Below are 19,475 nucleotides of genomic sequence, written 5' to 3' on the forward strand. Positions count from 1 at the left end.
GTTCAGGTCAAATTGTTGACATACCAACGCATTGCCAACTGAATGCCTTCAGCAATCGGGTATCCAGGCGCATATCCTAAAGCCTGTTGAATTTTGGCAATACTGGCTTGTGAATGGCGCACATCCCCTGCACGAAATTCACGATACACTGCAGACTTTTCATAGCGAATTGAGTTTTCAAACAATGCAACTTGAATTGCAGCATATAGATCATTCAAGGTGGTACGATCACCCACAGCTACATTATAAACTTGGTTTTTGGCCTCGTCAGGGGCTGTGGCTGCCAAAATATTGGCTTGTACCGTATTATCAATAAAACAGAAATCGCGACTGGTTTCTCCATCACCGTTGATGAAAACATCATCCCCTGCAATCATCGACGCAGTCCACTTGGGAATCACGGCTGCATAGGCACCATTTGGATCCTGACGTTGTCCAAAAACATTAAAATAGCGCAAACCAATGGCTTTAAAACCATAGCTACGGGCAAACACATCTGCATATAGCTCATTCACATATTTAGTTACGGCATAGGGTGAAAGTGGATTTCCAATATTTTCTTCAACTTTAGGTAATCCTGGATGATCACCATAGGTTGAACTGCTTGCCGCATAACTAAAACTTGAAACATGCGCATCACGTGCTGCGGTCAGCATATTCAAAAAGCCACTGATATTGGTGTCATTGGTCGTGATCGGATCAACAATCGAACGTGGTACAGAACCCAAAGCAGCTTGATGCAAAACATAGTCCACACCAGTACAAGCTGTTTGACAGTCTGCAAACTGACGAATATCACCCTCAATGAAATTGAAATTTGACCACTGTGCCTCTGAGACACATCCTTTCACTTCATCAAGATTATGTTGATAGCCTGTCGCAAAATTATCTAACCCGACCACGATCTGATCCAGCTTTAATAATGTTTCAAGCAAATTTGAACCAATAAATCCAGCAACGCCCGTGATTAGCCATGTCTTCGGTGCTTGTTGTAACTGCTCGCAGACCGTTTGATATTGGTTCATCGTAAATTTTCCAAAAACATTCAATAAATTATAGACGTAAATCAGACTCTGATTGATCTAATACATATTTTAAATCATACAAGACATGGCTTTCTTTACCTAAAGCACGAATTGCATCAGCGCCCATCACCTTAAATTGCTGGTGGGCAACCGCAAGAATCACCGCATCATACGTTTGCTGATTTAAAGACTGTACTGGGCTAATCGCATATTCACTTTCAGCCTCAATTGGGCTCACCCACGGGTCATATACATCAACATCAATATGATATTCTTCAAGTTCTTTCACAATGTCGATGATACGGGTATTACGAATATCAGGACAGTTTTCCTTAAAACTGAGCCCCAAGACTAAAACTTTTGCGCCTTCAACCTGAATCTTCTTTTTCACCATACTTTTAACAAGTTGGGTGACGACATAAGCACCCATGCCATCGTTCAGACGACGACCTGCCAAGATAATTTCAGGATGATAACCCATCGACTGTGCTTTATGAGTTAAGTAATACGGGTCAACCCCGATACAGTGCCCACCCACTAAACCTGGACGGAATGGTAAAAAGTTCCATTTCGTTCCTGCGGCTGTGAGTACATCTTCTGTATCAATGCCCATTTTATTGAAGATCAAAGCAAGTTCATTAATTAAAGCAATATTCACATCACGTTGCGTGTTTTCAATCACTTTTGCTGCTTCTGCGACTTTGATACTTGGCGCTTTGTGCGTGCCCGCTTCAATAATAAGATTATATACTTCATCGACAAAATCAGCGACTGCAGGTGTAGAACCTGAGGTGATTTTTAGAATATTCGTAACCCGATGGAGCTTATCCCCTGGATTAATCCGCTCGGGACTATAGCCCGCAAAAAAATCTTGATTGAATGTTAAACCTGATACTTTTTCTAAGACAGGAATACAGGCTTCTTCTGTTGCACCAGGGTAAACGGTCGATTCATAGACAACGATATCACCCGCAGATAATACCTGACCAATACTTTGTGATGCTTTGATTAATGGGGTGAGATCGGGTTGTTTAAATTCATCAATTGGTGTTGGAACGGTCACAATATAAAAGTTACAACTTTTTAGATCTTCTAAATCTGCGCTATAACTCAACTGAGTTGCTTGCATTAACTCATCTGGAGACACTTCTAAGGTATGGTCTTGACCAGACTTTAACTCATCAATTCGCTTCTGATGAATATCGAAACCCAGCACAGAAACTTTTTTACCAAACTCTACAGCCAGAGGTAAACCAACATAACCTAATCCGATGATGGCAATTTTTAGATCAGCGAGTTGTAGCATGGTACAGCCTTGTGCAATTTGAATAGGATAGGAGCAGAGATTTCAACGTTGCACAATATAGCAGAAATTTGATTTCTTTTAATGACTAAATTATGTTACTTAGTCCTCAAAAAATTATTCGATTAATTATAGAAACAGTACGTTTCACCAACATCTTAGGCTATGTTAAAGATATTAATTGGTATAAAATCTAACTGTTTTATATAAATTCTTCGGGTTGTCATAGCCCTGATCCATTATTCAAATTATTTATAAATAGGGTTTATTTTCGAGTGAGTTACTACCGCTATAGCATATTGTTAGCACTCAGTTTAAGCATAACTGGTTGTGCCGTAACATCAGGACTTCAAACTTATGATCTTCCTGAACAAGGCTCCTATAAAACAAATCAAGGTGCTGAACTTAATGTTGTACAGTTAACACAAGAGAATATCTCTAATATAGCGCAAGCACCTGTCAACAATTTTTCAGATATTCGAACTTTGTTTAATAAAAAACAAGGTATTTATCGCTTGAACTATGGTGATGTCCTATCTATCCAACTTTGGGCATATCCAGAAATTACTCCGCCTATTCAAGATGCGACCAGTGTGCGAACTGTAGGCTACCCGATTGATCCAAACGGGAATGTCCAACTTCCTTTAATTGGTTCTGTCAAAATTGCTGGAAAAACGCTTGCTGAAGCACATACATTCTTGCGTAGCCAATTTAGCAAGTATCTCAAGAATCCTGACGTGATTGTCCGCGTTCTGTCTTTTGAAGCAAAACGCTACTATGTCAACGGGCAAGTGCTTAAAAGTGGACAATACACCATCAATGATCTTCCAATCAGTCTCTATACTGCCCTAGGTCAAGCGGGCGGGATCGACACCAAGACTGGAGATACGACCAATATTCAACTCATCCGAAATGGTCAAACATATAATCTCAATACCATTCAGTTAGAAAAACAAGGCTTATCACTCCATAACCTACTGATCCAACCTGACGACACCATTTTCGTTAACACCAAACAAGACCAAAAACTATATGTCATGGGTGAGTCAAGTAAAAGCCAAGCGATTAGCTTAAGAGATCAAGGCATGTCTTTAAGTGATGTATTGGGTGAAAGTGAAGGTATTAATCCATATTCTGCAAGTGCAGCACGAATTTATGTAATGCGCACAGACTTAAAGTCCAAACAATCAACCATTTATCATTTAAACTTGAGTAGTCTGGGTAATTTGGCCTTAGCCAATCAATTCGACATGAAAAAGAACGATATTGTCTATATTGATGCAACAGGTTTAACTCGTTGGCAGCGTGTGATGAATCAAATTGTTCCGTTCTCAAGTGCTTTATATAGTTTTGATCAACTTGGAAAATAAGTCATGGGGATACAAAATATTTTAGTGGTTTGTGTTGGAAACATTTGTAGAAGTCCAATGGCGGAATATTTCCTCAAACAGGAAAATCCACAGCTCAATATTGACTCTGCAGGTCTATCCGCCATGGTGGGGCATGGTGCCGATGACAAGGCTATTCATTGTATGGATCAATTTAAGATTGATATGCGTCAGCATGTCGCAAAACAGATCAATGCCAGTCTCATTAAAGCTGCCGATTTGATTTTGGTGATGAGTAACAACCAAGCTCAACATATAGAAAAACAGTGGCCTTTTGCTAAAGGTAAAGTCTTTCGCCTAGGTCATTGGCAAAAACAAAATGTTGCTGACCCCTACCAGCATGATCAAGCTTTTTTTGATATAACCTGTAGCAATATTCAAAGCTTTGTTGCTGATTGGAAATCACATTTTTAAATTATTACGATATTAAATTATGAATCAAAACTCTAGCACTAGCGAAGATACAATCGACTTAAAAGAGTTATTTTTTTCTCTGATTGCTCAGTGGAAACTCATTGCTCTTTGTATTATTTTCAGTTTAATTTGTGCATTACTTTATTTAAGAGTCACTCAACCAGTCTATTCCACGGACGCTCTCGTTCTTGTTGAAGATGGTAAGAGCGCAGCCTCTGCTGCTCTTTTAGGTGAGCTCAGTCAACTCTCAGGAGCGATGGGGCAAAAGTCACCAGCCGATGCTGAAATTGAAGTCCTAAAATCTCGCATGGTTTTGGGACAAGTGATTCAAGATTTAAATCTTGATCTCCACATCACTGACTCAGAAAGTTCAGTATTTAATCGTCTAATTTCAAAGAACAAGTCAACAGTAGAATACACTCCGACTGAAGTAATTTATCAAAATCCATCTTCTTTAGTCCAAATTAAACAATTCAAAGTTCCTGATTTTTATCAAGATAAAGCACTTCAATTAAAGTTCAATGAACAAGGTACATTTCAACTTTTATATGAAGATGAAGTTGTTCTTGAAGGCAAAACCAATGCCAAGAATCAAGTACCTAGTCCGTATGGCTTATGGGAAGTCTATATAATTAAAAAAGATAAGCTTGCTTACGAACTTGGACTCACAAAATACTCTTTACCTTCAGCCATGAAAAACCTCATGCAAAATTATGGTGTGGCCGAACGTGGAAAAATGACAGGTGTAATCGGTTTAAACTACCAAGGTACTGATAAAGAACACATTACCAAAGTTCTGAATCATATTCTGAGTGTCTATCACAAACAAAACATTGAAAGAAAGTCCTTAGAATCAACGCAAACACTTGCCTTCTTAGATAAACAATTACCTTTACTTAAGCAACAACTCGAAGATTCTGAGATTAAGTTCAATAGATTCCGTGAAAAATACAACACCATTGATGTGACCCAAGAATCTGAACTGTTATTAAAGCAAAATATTGAGCTTGAACGCTTAATGATTGAGCTCAAGCAAAAACAAGCTGAACTTTCTGCAAAATATACCAATGATCACCCTTTAATGGCAGAAATTAATGCTCAGTTGAAAGAGTTGACTGGTAAAAAAGAACAGTTAAATCAAGCTTTGAAACAACTTCCAGAAACCCAGCGCTTATATTTACAGCTTTATCGCGATGTTAAAGTAAATTCAGAACAATACACTGCTCTGCTAAACAACTATCAACAGTTGAAAATTGCAAATGCCGGTGAGATTGGTAATGTACGTATTGTCGATACAGCCGTTAAGCCTTTTGAAAAAGTTAAGCCAAAGACACTTATCGTTCTAATTTTATCGCTCTTTGTCGGTGGTTTCCTTGGTACGCTGTTAGCATTATTACGCAATATGATGCGCTCAGGCATTAAAGACTCCGCTCAAATTGAAAATGAGCTGGATCTACCTGTGTATGCAACAGTCCCTCGTTCACCCGTGCAAGAAAGTCGCATCAATATTTTGAAGAAGAAAAAGAATATTCCTATTTTGGCTGTTAAAAACAGTGATGATATTGCGATTGAAAGCTTACGTAGTATGCGTACCGCCATTCATTTTGCTTTAAGTTCTGCAAAAAATAACCTGATTATGATTTCAGGCCCAGCACCAGAAGTCGGGAAATCTTTTATTTCGACCAACTTAGCCACAATTTTGGCGCAAAGCGATAAACGTGTTTTGATTGTAGATGCTGACTTACGTCGTGGATATTTACATAAATACTTTAACTACGACACTCAACCAGGTCTCACTGAATTACTCAATGGCCAACACAGCTTAGAGACAGTGATTCGAAATACTGAAGTACCTGGCTTAAGCGTCATCTCCAGAGGCAAAAGTCCAGCCAATCCATCTGAACTCTTAAGCTCGGCTCAGTTTAAGAACGTCTTGGAACAACTGTCTGAAAAGTTCGATCATGTGATCATCGACACACCACCAGTACTGGCTGTAACGGATGGGATTATTATTTCTCAATATACAGGCGTTAATTTAGTGATTGCGCGTTATGCGAAAACACAAATGAAAGAGCTTGAGTTAACCATCAATCGCTTTGAACAAGCAGGTGTTAAAGTCAATGGCTTCATTCTGAATGACATTCAACGTACAGCTGGTTCAGGTTATGGCTACAATTATGCTTATGCTTATAAAGCCAATAAAGAATCAGACTAAAGACAGCTATTAGCCGATAAAAAGCCAGAATGACAGTTCTGGCTTTTTATTTTGTATGACAAACGTTTATATATTCAAATCCTTATAGTTTTTTTAAGGACTTCGGCATATATTAATTTGGAAATGTACTCTAGGTACAAAACACGTGATTCATGAAGTCTGCTAAGATGCTGAAAACTTTTTGAATGTAATAGAATTAGGAAAAATTTCACATGAGTAAAGCCTTACCGATTGCTGTAGCTGTTCTTCTAGGCGGTGCTGCACTTGTTCCCGTTTATTATGCATCTCAACACCCTGCTTCGGCTGAAGCGCAAGTTTCAAAAAATGCATCTGCCGTAGAAAAAATTAGCTATGCACTAGGCTATGAAGTTGCTCATCAAACCCCACCAGAACTCGACATTAACAGTTTTGTCACTGGTGTTCGCGCAGGTCATGCACGTAGCCAACCCGCGTATACAGAAGAAGAATTAAAACAAGCCTATGAACAGTTCCAACAAGAAATGCAACAAAAACAGGCTAATGTTGCTCAACAAGCACAGACCACTAGCGATAATTTCTTAACTGAAAATGCAAAAAAACCTGGGGTGAAAACTACAGCTTCGGGCTTACAGTACAAAATCACCCAAGAAGGTACAGGTAAGCAACCAAATGCAAACTCGGTAGTGACGGTACACTACAAGGGCCAGTTGGTCGATGGTAAAGTCTTTGACAGCTCAATTGAGCGTGGCGAGCCAATTGAGTTCCCATTGAATCAAGTCATTCCAGGTTGGACTGAAGGTTTACAACTGATGAAAGAAGGTGGCAAAGCGACCCTCTATATCCCGTCCAACTTAGGTTATGGTTCACAAGGGGTACCTGGTATGATCCCAGCCAACAGCACACTTATTTTTGATGTAGAACTGATCAAAGTAAAATAACAATGCCAACTCAAGGAGAGCTTTTGCTCTCCTGTTTTTATTGAGAACAATTTATGAAAATTCAAACAACATTACTCTGTGGCTTGTTCCTTTCAACTCCTCTTTTCGCGGCGCCTATCACCAATAAAAGTAGTGTTCATCAACAGGTCGGTTATAGCTTTGGTTATTTGATGGGTCGCAGTAATGCAGAGTCTATTCAAGATTTAGATATAGATGCTTTTGTCCAAGGGTTACGAGAAGCATCTAAAGGCCAAACTGCCTCATTAAGTGATGAAGATATGGCGCGTGTACTCACCCAATATAAGCGTCAAGCCGAAGCGAAACAATTATTAGAAGTCAAACAATTGGCAGACAAAAATGCCAAAATTGGTGCAGCATTTTTTGCTGAGAATGCAAAAAAACCTGAGGTGAAAACTACAGCTTCAGGCCTGCAATATATGGTTTTACAACAAGGTCAAGGCAAGTCACCCAAGGCCAACAGTCGAGTCAAAGTCCATTATGAAGGACGTTTGATTGATCAAACGGTTTTTGACAGTTCGATTGCCCGCCAACAGCCTGCAGAATTCCAAGTCAGCCAAGTCATTCAAGGTTGGACTGAAGGTTTGCAACTGATGAAAGAAGGAGCGAAATACCGTTTCTTTATTCCATCTAAACTGGGTTATGGTCAAATTGGTTCAGGTGATGTAATTGAACCGAACAGCACGCTGATTTTTGATGTGGAACTGATTGCAGTATTGCCAAACTAAGGCAGTTAGGCAAAATAATTCTATAGATAAAATAAAAAGCCTGACATGTGATCAGGCTTTTTATTGATTACGCTTTTTATGAATTACAATCTATTCTCAAATCAAGCCATGCTTTTTTAAGCTACGCGCTTCACTGGTCTTGCAGCATAAAATCAAGTAGTGCTTTTTGTTTTATGCTTCATGCTTTAAATGGCGTGGTCTAAAACCCGTAATGAATAAACCAACGGCATAAGCCACTGCACCGACCACACACAGCCCAACCACTTCAGCAACGCGAATCCACTGTGACATTTCGCCATTATACCAAGTCAGTCCGTACCACAATGCTGCAATCATCACGGCGTTAGAAATACCAAACTGAATAAACAGTTTTTTCCAGTGAGCACCAAAACGGAAAATATCACGCTTATGTAGGTAGAAATACAACATTCCTGCATTTACAAGTGCAGACCCAGAAGACGCTAAAGCCAGTGCCATATGCTCTGCATGCCAGTCAATCAATTTAAAGAAACCAATAAACACTACGTTTAAAATCGCATTCGCAGCAACGGCCATTAGCCCCACACGGACAGGAGTCTTGGTGTCTTGTTGTGCATAAAACCCAGGTGCAAAGACTTTAATCAACATGAATGAAATCACCCCGGCGCTCATACACTGCAACGCTAAAGCCGTCATTTGAGTATCTTCAAGGGTAAATTGTCCGCGTTGGAATAGGGCCTGAATAATAGGGGTCGATAACATAAACAGTGCAATACTGGCAGGCACGCCAACCAAAACAATCACCTTCGCAGCCCAATCCATCATGCCACGAAACTTCGACATATCTTGCTCTGCATGACGGGTCGACAATGCCGGTAAAATTACCGTACCAATCGCCACCCCAATCAACCCCAAAGGCAATTCAGTCATACGTTCTGCACTATATAACCAAGACACAGAACCATCTTGCATAAACGAAGCCCAAATGGTGTTTAGAAGTAAGTTAATTTGCGTAACAGAAACACCAAATAGTGCAGGCAACATCAATTTCATGATGCGATCTACACCCTCATGTTTAAAATCGACTTTCGGCGGAATCAGTAATTTTTTATGCCAAAGTTCAGGAATTTGGATCGCTAATTGCAATACACCCGCAGCAATCACTGCCCAACCGAGTGCCATAATCGGCTCCGCCATATACGGCGTCAACCACCATGCTCCTGCAATCATCGCAACATTCAGCAATACTGGTGAAAATGCGGGTGAAGCAAAGGAACCATAACTATTTAGAATACTGCTGGCAAAGGCTGTCAGCGACATAAACAATAAATAAGGAATAGTGAGGCGGAACATCGAAACTGCAAGATCAAACTTCTCAGGGTCAGCATGGAAGCCCGGTGCATAAATATACAATACGGCAGGCGCCGCAACCATAGCCAAGAAAGTCAGAGCTGTCATGATCGTCATCAAGCAACCAAAGACACGGCTAATCAGGATTTGAACTTCCGCATGGGTACGCCCAGTTTTATATTCGGTCAGTACTGGAATAAACGCCTGTGAGAATGCCCCTTCAGCAAACAGCCGACGGAAGAAGTTCGGTATACGAAAGGCCACCACAAAGGTATCGAAATCTTTACCTGCACCAAAGACATTCAGTAAAACAATGTCTCGTACCAAACCCAAGACCCGAGAAAGCATGGTCATTGCACTTACAATTACGGTTGACCGCCACAGCGCCATCGTATCCACCTAGTTTTTCATTTGCCGCTATTGTAATGAAACTTCAACGAATATTTGATTGTTTAATGTTGTTGTCTGCACTCAATTTATTGACTTTTTAACTGCTGCAAACGACTTCTATATTTGTACCAATCGAAAAATGGGCCAGGATCCGTTTTTCGACCTGGAGCAATATCGGAATGCCCCGCCAAATGCTGTTGAATTTGAGGATAGGTTTGCTGTAAGCAGGCAGTCACATGTACCAATGCTTCATATTGGGCATCTTCAAAAGGCATGTCATCACTGCCCTCAAGCTCAATGCCAATCGAATAATCATTGCACTCTTTTTTGCCCAAATAACTCGAACGCCCTGCATGCCATGCACGGTCATGAAAGTTAACAAATTGTAAGACTTCCCCGCCTCTTAAAATCAGTAAATGTGCTGAGACTTGCATGCCTTGAATAGTTTGAAAATATGGATGTACTGACCAATCCAATTGATTTTGAAAAAATTGTTCAATATAGCCACCACCAAACTGTGAGGGGGGCAAACTGATATTATGAATGACAATCAGTTGAATATCAGCATCTGCAGGACGTGCGTTAAAATTAGGCGATGGGATTTGTCTCGCTCCCTGCAATTGACCAGCTTGCACTTGAAACGATGGAATGCCTTGCATATTTTTATTCCTTAAACCCATTGCGCCCTTCGGGCAATATTTTTGCTTTGTTGTCCATGCTAAATCTTTCCCTATCATTTCACAAATCTATGGTGTTTCGTTTTAGAAATTTTTACGCCTTTTCAGGAAAAATGCTAATATATTGCGCAATTTTCATGGCTTCTATAAAGATACGGACAATCGGATGAGCATATCGCAGCAACTGCTTGAACAATCTATTCAACTGAATATTCAACAGGCATTACAAGAAGACATCGGTGATGGCGACATTACGGCACTTTTGACGCCTGAAGATGAGCAAGCAACTGCGACCATTATTAGCCGTGAAGACATGATTCTTGCAGGTCAACCTTGGGTCAATGCATTAATTGCAGCTTTTGATTCGAGTGTACAAATCACGTGGCTAAAAAACGATGGCGATCTAGTTCGTGCCAATGAAACCCTTTTTAAACTGGCGGGTTCAGCACGCAGCTTACTTACGGTTGAACGCCCTGCGCTCAACTTTGTACAAACCCTGTCTGCGGTAGCAACCAAAACGGCTGAATATGTCAAACAGTTAGACGGCTTAAATACAAAGTTGCTAGATACCCGTAAAACGCTACCGGGTCTGCGCATTGCACAAAAATATGCGGTCGTGATCGGCGGGGGGCAAAACCATCGTTTAGGCTTATTCGATGCTTTTTTAATTAAAGAAAATCATATCATGGCAGCTGGTGGCATTGCTCAGGCGATTGCCAAAGCGCATCAAATTGCCCCGGGCAAACCTGTCGAAGTCGAAGTCGAAACATGGGCTGAATTAGACCAAGCATTAGAAGCCCAAGCGGATATCGTGATGTTAGACAACTTTAGCCAGCAACAAATGATTGATGCGGTCAAGCATGTCGCAGGACGTTGTAAATTGGAAGCGTCAGGTAACATCACCATTGACAACTTACGTGAAGTGGCAACCACAGGCGTGGATTATATTTCGATGGGTGTGTTGACCAAAGATGTCAAAGCCGTCGATCTTTCCATGCGTTTTAATGCTTAATTTGAAAAGATTGCATTTAGTCAACATGCCATAAAAAAACGCACTAGATAGTGCGTTTTTTTTGCGTGAGAACTTACCAGCCCAGCGCTTGCTGTTGTTTTTTCACCAATTCTTGAATGCCCTTTTCCGCCATTTCTAACATGGCATTGCACTGTACACGGGTAAATGGTTTATCTTCCGCTGTACCTTGAATCTCAATAAACTCACCTGCTTGGGTCATCACCACGTTTAAATCTGTTTGGCAGTTTGAGTCTTCTTCATAACACAAGTCTAAAAGCACTTCGTCTTGGAAAATACCGACTGAAATGGCAGCAACCAAACCTTTGAGTGGATCCTGCTTAATTTTCTTTTTCTCAAGCAGCGTATTCATCGCATCAATAAGGGCCACCGCAGCACCAGTGATTGCAGCAGTCCGCGTACCACCATCTGCTTGAATCACATCACAGTCAATGGTAATCGTATTTTCACCGAGTTTCTTTAAATCCACCATGGCACGTAAACTACGACCAATCAAACGTTGAATTTCTTGAGTACGACCACTTTGCTTACCACGTGCCGCCTCACGGTCACTACGGGTATGGGTTGAACGTGGCAACATGCCATATTCTGCTGTTACCCAACCTTGACCTTTACCTTTTAAAAAACGCGGAACTGAGTTATCAATGCTCGCAGTACAAAGAACTTTGGTATGACCAAACTCAACCAATACCGAACCTTCTGCATAACGTGTATAGTTACGCGTAATAGTAACATCACGTAATTGATCTAATGCTCGTTGGTCGATACGCATAATACGTCCTTCATCTGACTAAGTTGATTGGCGCATAGTATAGCAGAAGCAAAGCCAAAGCATTTGCTCCACAAGCTCGCTTTTGTAATTGATCGCCAACCTCACTTTAGATCTTGATTCTTTGTTAAACTAAAAGACAAATGAGCTTGAGGCCACATCTATGTCGATTCGTGAAGAGCGCAAACAACAAAGTCGCCAAGCATTGCTCAATGCAGCCTTACAGCTCAGCACCTCTGGTCGTTCCTTTAGTCAGATCAGTCTCCGTGAAGTTACCCGTCAAGTCGGTTTAGTGCCAACCGCCTTTTATCGACACTTTAGTGATTTGGATGAACTAGGGCTTGAACTGGTCGACCAAGCTGCCTTACATATCAAAAATGTGCTGACCCAATTAGGTCAAAGCTATGTTTACCGCCCACATGCAACCATTGAGCACAGCCTCGATTTATTCTTTGATGCCGTTGAGCAACACCCCGAACAATGGATCTTTCTCATCGGCGAGCGTTGGGGAGGCTCAACATTGGTTCGTAAAGCCATCGAACGAGAGATCACGTTTTTAATCGACGACTTTGCCTATGCTCTCACCCGTATTGAAAGTATGCAGCATATCCGCGATTCAAAAGACCTTAACGTTTTAGCCAATATTCTAATGAACGCCTCTTTTAACTGGGCCATGCGCTGGATGGGTTTTAGCCGAGATGTACCATCAGTACAATTACAACAGCAACAACATGACTTTAAAATGCAAACAGTGGTACAGATTCAACTCATGTTTCGTGGTATTTCCAATTGGCATCGACCAACAATACAAACAGAACAAGCCAACCCGACACTGCATTAAACTCCAGCTAGAATGATGTTTTAATACATTACAAATTTTTTAACACTGTTTGCTCAAACTTAGACGCTTTTTCACTATCATAGAGCCAGTTTTTTCATCTGTACCTCTTATGCGTTTTTTTCTTTTTTTAGCTGCCAGTGTATGTATGGCCTTAGCATGGCTTTTGCCCATTCATTATCGACCATGGGTCACTTATACAGGTGAGCTGTTTGCCTTTTTGTCATTATTTACACTTTCCGCACTGTTTCTAAAAGAAAAAATTTTATTCCCCAAGATCACACTACCTCTATTGCTCTTAAGCCTTGTACCCTTTATACAGTACGGCTTTGGTGAGCTGTTCTTTTTCAGCAAAGCGTTGATGTGCGGCCTATACATTTTTGCCTTTTGGCTCAGTATTGTTTTAGGTTTTAACCTCAGTCAAAGACCGCTCGCGCGTGAACAATTGTTTGCTGGTTTAAGTACGGTTTTTTGGTTGGTTGGTGTGGTCACTGCTCTGATTGCCATCTGCCAATGGCTCAATATTGAACAGAAAATACCGGGGATGACCATATTAAAAGGTGATCGCCCGTATGCCAACTTCGCTCAGCCGAATAATATGGCAAGCTTCTTAATTCTGTCCTTACTGGGTACTCTTTACTTATTTGAGAAGAAAAAATTCAATACTCTTCTTCTCTGCACTAGTGCCGTACTGATGTTGTTTGCTGTCGCACTGAGTCAATCTCGCACATCATGGGTCGCGAGTATTTGTGTACTACTGTATTTACTCTATCAACAATACAGAGGCACACTACAACTCAAATGGTATAGTGCTCTTGCATGGTTTGTGCTCTTTGTTTCTTTAATTGTGTTAACTCCTCAGCTCAATCAGTTGTTGGCTCAACTTTCTAATGTTGATGTCACACAAACTCGCGATGTCGTTGCTCGAGCAACCAAGGGGGATATGTCACGTCTTGCCATTTGGCAGCAAATGCTACATGCAATCGCAGAACGCCCTTGGTTTGGCTATGGTTGGCATCAAACCAGTGTCGCTTACACATTGATTAGTGATCAGTTCCAAGGTCCAGTTTGGGTGAAAAGTGCGCACAACTTCATTCTCGACTTCATTTTATGGAATGGTCTACTGATTGCAGTTCCATTTTTTGCTTACATAAGCTATTGGGGTTATCAACTACAAAAGCATGCAACTTCATCCGAATCTGTGGTGGGTTTGCTCATGGTAGGGGCTGTACTCATTCATGCGATGCTCGAATTTCCTTTATTCTATGCCTATTTCTTGTTGCCGCTCGGCTTTATTCTCGGGATTATTCAAGCCCAGCAAAAAGTAAAAACATGGACCGTAGCAAGTTATGTTATGCCAGTGGTATTTACAGTCTGTGTGATCTTGGTCGGACTCATTATCCGTGATTATGAACTGATGGTGCCGAAGCTGAATCAAGCCTCTCGCTATGAAAAAACACCTGAAAAATTCACCAATCACGATCAAATTTTACTGCTGTCTGAGTTTAACCGTCGTATCGAATGGATTCAGTTAAATCCGTATAGTAAAGTCAGCCCTAAGCAAATTCGGGACTATGAGGAAATGGTGTTGAACTACCCGATTCCTTATGATTTAACCAAGTTTGCTAAACTCTTGGCTTTCAATGGCTATGAGGCTGAGGCTCGTCACCAACTTTGGCGCTTAAAAACTTTAAGAAAAATTGATCTGCGTTATGAGGATTTATTACAGCCTGCATCAAGTGTGCAATAAATTTTGTCACCCCATAAAAAAAGCCTGCATCAGCAGGCTTTTTTTATGGGCGAACTATACGCTCATTATTTTGCCGCACGTTCTTTTTCGATGAGATATTCTACAACTTGCACAACTTTCTCATTTTCGCCTTGAACAATGTACTTACCATTAACTGTGACCGCAGGGACACCACTCAGTTGATAACGTTTCGCTAAGTCTTGCGCTTGTGCAATTTTTGAAGTGATCGCAAAAGACTTATACGTACTGTTAAATTTCGCTTCAGGAATACCAAATTGAGTATAGAACTTAGCTAAAGCAGGTTGTTCTAAAATTGGTTGGTTTTGATCATGAATCGCATGGAATAACATAAGGTGTGTCTTCTTGCGCACACCTAAAGCTTCAGACACATAATAAGCTCGAGCACCCTGCTCCCAAAGTGGATTCATCGCTGCTGGTGTACGTACAAAACGTACATCTTTAGGTAATTTCTTTAACCAAGTCTGCATATGCGGTTCAAGTTTAAAGCAGTGTGGGCAGCCATACCAGAAGAACTCACGCACTTCAATTTTTCCAGGTACTTCGACCTGTACTGGTGTTGGTACCACAGTATAGTCTTGACCTGCTACAAAGTTTGCAGCCAAAGCACTACCAGAAATAGCGAAAACAGCGGTTGCTAGTCCACTCAAAAGGAGTTTTTTCATTGAACTTATTGTCCTCAAAATCATTATGATAAGTTTATGCAAATACTATAAATCAAATATGCCAAATTCGTTTTCATTCTGTGAACTTTTTTCAGGCTTTTATCGCTTTTTCCAGAATAAACGCTACACTAGGCCCTATTGAATTTTTTTAAATATTACAACCTGATTGAGGTGACGATGATGTCGCAACTGAATGTTGATCCACAAGAAATTGCCAAATTTGAAGCATTTGCTGCCATATGGTGGGATCAGCACTCGGAGTTCCGTCCTTTACATATGATCAATCCATTACGCTTAAACTGGATTGATGAGCATGCTGGTGGACTCAGTGGGAAAAAAGTCCTTGATGTCGGCTGTGGTGGCGGCATTTTGGCTGAAAGTATGGCACGTCGTGGTGCAGATGTTCTTGGTATTGATATGGGCGAAGCCCCACTGAATGTGGCGCGTTTACATGCAGAGCAAGAAGGTGTTAAGCATATCGAGTATCGCCAAGTTCCAGTTGAACAGCTCGCAGAAGAACACGCAGGACAATACGATGTCGTGACCTGCATGGAAATGCTGGAACACGTACCTAATCCAGCTTCAATCATTGAAGCCTGCCATAAACTGGTTAAACCAGGTGGTCATGTGTTCTTTTCAACCATCAACCGTAATCCCAAAGCCTATCTGTTTGCCATTATTGGTGCTGAATATGTACTGCGTATGTTAGCGAGAGGCACCCACGATTATCATAAATTCATTAAACCATCAGAGCTTGCACATGATATTCGCGGTGCTGGACTCAAACTAAAAGACATGACAGGTTTACATTACAATCCATTGACCAAACGCTATTGGTTAGCGCCGAATGTCGACGTCAACTATATGGTCTACACTGTCAAAGAAGGTGCTGCATGAAAGCCGTCTTATTCGACCTTGACGGCACACTGATCGACACGGCTGCCGACTTTATTCGCATTATTCAAAACATGTGCCGTGAAAAAGGTGTTGCTGTGGTCGATGCAAACCTGATCCGTAGCCAAGTCTCTGAAGGCGCACGGGCTATGGTGAAATTGGTTTATCCCGAACTGGAAGTCGAAGACCCAATTTTTCTGGCACATCGTCAGCGTTTTTTAGACACCTATGGGGCGGATATTGCGGTAGATACCGACCTGTTTACCGGCATGTATCCGCTACTTGAAAAACTTGAAAACCAAGAAATTCCATGGGGCATTGTCACCAATAAACCACGTTGGCTCAGTGAAGCATTATTAGACGCGCTGGATTTGACAAAACGCTGCGCTGTTTTGGTCTGCCCAGAGGATGTCAGCAAAACCAAGCCTGATCCTGAACCGATGTATTTGGCAGCCCAACAGATTGCAATTGCACCTGAAAACTGTATTTACGTCGGGGATCATCCACGTGATATAGATGCAGGTCGTAACGCGCAGATGTATACCATTTTAGCCGCTTATGGCTATTTACCATTCGCGCACAAAGATGACTTAACAGCTTGGCAAGCAGATTGTATAGTGAAGAATGTAGCTGAGTTAGATGAGGTCATTCAGTCCCTGGTCAACCAGACATCAAAAGCAAGCTCACTGACTTGATCACAATTAAAAAATCACAATAACGAGGAGGTAATGATGAAATATTCAGAATATCAACCTCGCCCCGATCTACTCAAAGATCGTATCATCTTAATTACAGGTGCGGGCGATGGTATTGGTCGTGCTGCTGCATTAAGTTATGCCCTACACGGCGCAACCGTGGTGCTGCATGGGCGTACCTTAAATAAGCTCGAAGTCATTTATGATGAAATTGAAGGCTTAGGTGCGCCGCAACCTGCAATTCTACCCTTGCAGCTATCAAGTGCCTCTCCTCGTGACTATGAATTATTGGTCGACACCCTAGAACGTCAGTTTGGGCGCTTAGATGGTATTTTGCATAATGCAGGTATTTTAGGTGAGCGTACTGAACTGGAAAATTATCCTGTCGATGTTTGGGATGACGTGATGGCGGTCAACTTACGTGCGCCATTCGTTATGACTCAAGAATTAATGCCCCTCCTGAAAAAATCTGAGCATGCCTCTGTGGTTTTTGCCAGCTCAGGTGTCGGGCGGGAAACGCGTGAACGTTGGGGCGCATATTCCGTGTCTAAGATCGCGATTGAAGCGGTCAGTCAACTGTTCGCCAAAGAAAATACCGCACCGAATATCCGATTTAACTGTATCAATCCGGGGGCGACCCGCACAGCGATGCGTGCCAAAGCCTATCCTGATGAAGATCCAAAAACATTGCCGACACCTGAAAATATCATGCCTGCCTATCTGTACCTGATGGGCGATGACAGTTTGCATATGAATGGTCAAAGTATTGATGCACAAGACTAAAATCGTTCATTTAAAAGGAAGCTTCGGCTTCCTTTTTTATGCATCAAACTTTGGCTTTGTGTTCATATAGAATGTTTTAGACTTTGGCAGCGCTTGTCTTTTCCCAATTTTTGCGGATACTGATGTCCAATTCTATTTGCTAAGAGCATACCATGACGGACTTGAGCAACATCACCGTACAACCCACTGAAGATGGGATGGTGAGTCTATTGATTGACCAACAACCGATTTCAGAAAAATATGGAATGAAGTTTGAAGCCAGTATTGTCAAAGAACTGCAAGCACTGGAAAATGGTGCGACTCTGAAACTCTTTGATCAGTTTGTTTTTGCCCATACCGACTTAAACTTTGAACATAGCTACCACTATGTCACCGTGATTGCAAAAAACGACGACCAATATCAAACGAAGAAAAATTTTGTTTATAGGATTAAAATTGAAGGTCAGCCCGACATTGAGCATGCCATTCGTAAAAATGGTGAAGCAATGACCGCAGCCGATGTACATGAATTTATCCAAGCCCATGTACAGAAGTCGTTGAGTGATTATACCGACCTCAACTACGCTTATTAGGCCGAACCAGCCAAGTTGCATTTTTAACTTGGCTCTTCCTCTACTTTAAATCGTATTTTTAAATTATTTTAATGAAAATATTCGGTTTTACAGATGAACATTTCATGCTTATCATTCTGATTCATCAAGAACTTAAAATCAGGGCTCAGCATGACTGATGTACAACGTAAACATGACACCATTCGTCATATCCACAATTTACAACTGCCTGAAAGCTTAATTTCGGCTTTGGAGGATGCTGTTCAAGCCGAATCCGTTGTAAACGCGATTTTTTCATTGCAAAATCTGACCAAGCAATGGTATTAAATAATCGCCTTTGCTTTCTTCAGCAAGGCCAAGCGATGCAATACCACAATGCAGAAAAACAGAAATATTTGACCGATTGCTTTCGACTTTGAATCAATTGGTGATTTAATTAACGGTCAAAATTAGGCATAATCTTCTTAATATCTCTGCATTTGTTAATAAATGCCCAATTTATCTTCACAGTTTCTCTGCATTTTTTTCGTACATTATAGGAAAGAGTGAAATTACCCTAATGAGGATTCAACATGAAAAAGATTTTGACAGTATTGGCAATCTCTTTCAGTGCTTTGATGGCAAGTAGTCTCAGTACTGCTGCCCCTCAGTTTGACAACGACCATCCACGCTTTGGTAATGAATCACGTGGTCGAGACTTTCGTGGTTCAGATGACGATGATCAACAAGACCGTCGACGTATGCGTGAAGAACGGGGTGTCAAACGTTTGCAACAGCATAAATGGCAACAAGGTTATGTGATGCCACAGCATTACCGTGGTAATGGCTATAAGGTCGAATACAAAGAGCATAATCTCCCTAAACCAAACCGTAACCAACAATGGTACAAAATTAATAATGACTACATCTTAGTCGATGCAGATAGCAACAATATTTTGCGTATCATGGGACTTTAATTTCCTCGTTGATCTTGCACCGCAAATCCACTATTTAAACCTGAATCATCATACTTTTATTCGCTTTCACACAATTTTAGACTGGGGTCTAGAGATGATAGTGAAGCGGAGTATAAAAGATG

At 41.2% G+C, this 19,475-nt stretch carries 20 protein-coding genes; 14 read left to right on the top strand and 6 right to left on the bottom strand.

Annotated features, from left to right (window positions below):
* Positions 1–2: 2 nt before the first annotated feature.
* Complete coding sequence (locus ACZ8ZH_RS17520) at positions 3–1,025, bottom strand: NAD-dependent epimerase/dehydratase family protein (protein WP_119064501.1); 1,023 nt, start codon at positions 1,023–1,025, stop codon at positions 3–5.
* 28 nt (positions 1,026–1,053) lie between these two features.
* Positions 1,054–2,331, bottom strand: a complete 1,278-nt coding sequence (gene tviB / locus ACZ8ZH_RS17525; RefSeq protein WP_119064503.1) for a Vi polysaccharide biosynthesis UDP-N-acetylglucosamine C-6 dehydrogenase TviB — start codon at positions 2,329–2,331, stop codon at positions 1,054–1,056.
* Positions 2,332–2,603: 272 nt separating this feature from the next.
* Here tviB and ACZ8ZH_RS17530 point away from each other — a divergent pair, with 272 nt between their 5' ends.
* The 5 genes from ACZ8ZH_RS17530 (at position 2,604) to ACZ8ZH_RS17550 (ending at position 8,008) form a co-directional block, all read left to right on the top strand.
* Positions 2,604–3,698 (top strand): polysaccharide biosynthesis/export family protein, encoded by a 1,095-nt coding sequence (locus ACZ8ZH_RS17530; protein ID WP_086210719.1) that lies wholly within the window; start codon positions 2,604–2,606, stop codon positions 3,696–3,698.
* A 3-nt stretch (positions 3,699–3,701) separates the two neighbouring features.
* Positions 3,702–4,130 carry a low molecular weight protein-tyrosine-phosphatase gene (locus tag ACZ8ZH_RS17535; protein ID WP_119064505.1) on the top strand — a complete coding sequence of 143 codons (429 nt, stop codon included), beginning with the start codon at positions 3,702–3,704 and terminating at the stop codon, positions 4,128–4,130.
* A 19-nt stretch (positions 4,131–4,149) separates the two neighbouring features.
* Positions 4,150–6,345 carry a polysaccharide biosynthesis tyrosine autokinase gene (locus ACZ8ZH_RS17540; protein WP_119064507.1) on the top strand — a complete coding sequence of 732 codons (2,196 nt, stop codon included), beginning with the start codon at positions 4,150–4,152 and terminating at the stop codon, positions 6,343–6,345.
* Positions 6,346–6,557: 212 nt separating this feature from the next.
* Positions 6,558–7,262 (top strand): FKBP-type peptidyl-prolyl cis-trans isomerase, encoded by a 705-nt coding sequence (locus ACZ8ZH_RS17545; protein ID WP_119064509.1) that lies wholly within the window; start codon positions 6,558–6,560, stop codon positions 7,260–7,262.
* A gap of 53 nt (positions 7,263–7,315) precedes the next feature.
* Entirely contained in the window at positions 7,316–8,008 is a 693-nt protein-coding gene (locus ACZ8ZH_RS17550; protein WP_470247793.1) for an FKBP-type peptidyl-prolyl cis-trans isomerase, read from the top strand.
* A gap of 171 nt (positions 8,009–8,179) precedes the next feature.
* On the opposite strand, the gene murJ is transcribed toward ACZ8ZH_RS17550, so the two are convergent.
* Complete coding sequence (murJ, locus tag ACZ8ZH_RS17555) at positions 8,180–9,736, bottom strand: murein biosynthesis integral membrane protein MurJ (protein ID WP_171405809.1); 1,557 nt, start codon at positions 9,734–9,736, stop codon at positions 8,180–8,182.
* A gap of 77 nt (positions 9,737–9,813) precedes the next feature.
* Positions 9,814–10,386 carry a 1,6-anhydro-N-acetylmuramyl-L-alanine amidase AmpD gene (gene ampD, locus ACZ8ZH_RS17560; RefSeq protein WP_086210725.1) on the bottom strand — a complete coding sequence of 191 codons (573 nt, stop codon included), beginning with the start codon at positions 10,384–10,386 and terminating at the stop codon, positions 9,814–9,816.
* 184 nt (positions 10,387–10,570) lie between these two features.
* On the opposite strand from ampD, the gene nadC reads away from it, so the two are divergent.
* On the top strand, positions 10,571–11,416 hold the full coding sequence (gene nadC / locus ACZ8ZH_RS17565; protein WP_119064515.1) for a carboxylating nicotinate-nucleotide diphosphorylase: 846 nt from the start codon (positions 10,571–10,573) through the stop codon (positions 11,414–11,416).
* Between the two features lie 73 nt (positions 11,417–11,489).
* Here the strand turns inward: nadC and rph are convergent, their stop codons facing one another.
* Positions 11,490–12,206 carry a ribonuclease PH gene (gene rph / locus ACZ8ZH_RS17570; protein ID WP_086210727.1) on the bottom strand — a complete coding sequence of 239 codons (717 nt, stop codon included), beginning with the start codon at positions 12,204–12,206 and terminating at the stop codon, positions 11,490–11,492.
* A 160-nt stretch (positions 12,207–12,366) separates the two neighbouring features.
* Between rph and ACZ8ZH_RS17575 the strand changes: the two genes are divergently transcribed.
* On the top strand, positions 12,367–13,044 hold the full coding sequence (locus tag ACZ8ZH_RS17575; RefSeq protein ID WP_119064517.1) for a TetR family transcriptional regulator: 678 nt from the start codon (positions 12,367–12,369) through the stop codon (positions 13,042–13,044).
* Positions 13,045–13,153: 109 nt separating this feature from the next.
* The gene (locus tag ACZ8ZH_RS17580; protein WP_119064519.1) at positions 13,154–14,791 is read left to right on the top strand and encodes a PglL family O-oligosaccharyltransferase; all 1,638 of its coding nucleotides are present in this window, start codon (positions 13,154–13,156) and stop codon (positions 14,789–14,791) included.
* A gap of 65 nt (positions 14,792–14,856) precedes the next feature.
* On the opposite strand, the gene ACZ8ZH_RS17585 is transcribed toward ACZ8ZH_RS17580, so the two are convergent.
* Positions 14,857–15,474, bottom strand: coding sequence for a thiol:disulfide interchange protein DsbA/DsbL (locus ACZ8ZH_RS17585; RefSeq protein ID WP_086210730.1), 618 nt, complete (start codon positions 15,472–15,474; stop codon positions 14,857–14,859).
* 180 nt (positions 15,475–15,654) lie between these two features.
* Between ACZ8ZH_RS17585 and ubiG the strand changes: the two genes are divergently transcribed.
* From ubiG to ACZ8ZH_RS17615, 6 genes are all read left to right on the top strand, one after another.
* Complete coding sequence (ubiG, locus tag ACZ8ZH_RS17590; protein ID WP_110974474.1) at positions 15,655–16,371, top strand: bifunctional 2-polyprenyl-6-hydroxyphenol methylase/3-demethylubiquinol 3-O-methyltransferase UbiG; 717 nt, start codon at positions 15,655–15,657, stop codon at positions 16,369–16,371.
* Positions 16,368–17,063, top strand: coding sequence for an HAD family hydrolase (locus tag ACZ8ZH_RS17595; protein WP_119064521.1), 696 nt, complete (start codon positions 16,368–16,370; stop codon positions 17,061–17,063). The genes ubiG and ACZ8ZH_RS17595 overlap by 4 nt, the downstream gene beginning before the upstream one ends.
* Before the next feature lie 36 nt (positions 17,064–17,099).
* Positions 17,100–17,846: a YciK family oxidoreductase gene (locus tag ACZ8ZH_RS17600; protein WP_110974420.1), complete on the top strand. Its 747-nt coding sequence runs from the start codon at positions 17,100–17,102 to the stop codon at positions 17,844–17,846.
* A gap of 152 nt (positions 17,847–17,998) precedes the next feature.
* Positions 17,999–18,418, top strand: coding sequence for a hypothetical protein (locus ACZ8ZH_RS17605; RefSeq protein ID WP_119064523.1), 420 nt, complete (start codon positions 17,999–18,001; stop codon positions 18,416–18,418).
* A gap of 150 nt (positions 18,419–18,568) precedes the next feature.
* Positions 18,569–18,724: a hypothetical protein gene (locus ACZ8ZH_RS17610; RefSeq protein ID WP_162900301.1), complete on the top strand. Its 156-nt coding sequence runs from the start codon at positions 18,569–18,571 to the stop codon at positions 18,722–18,724.
* A gap of 245 nt (positions 18,725–18,969) precedes the next feature.
* Positions 18,970–19,353 (top strand): RcnB family protein, encoded by a 384-nt coding sequence (locus tag ACZ8ZH_RS17615; RefSeq protein ID WP_110974418.1) that lies wholly within the window; start codon positions 18,970–18,972, stop codon positions 19,351–19,353.
* Positions 19,354–19,475 lie beyond the last annotated feature (122 nt).

The sequence above is a fragment of the Acinetobacter sp. SW-226 genome, from assembly GCF_055632855.1.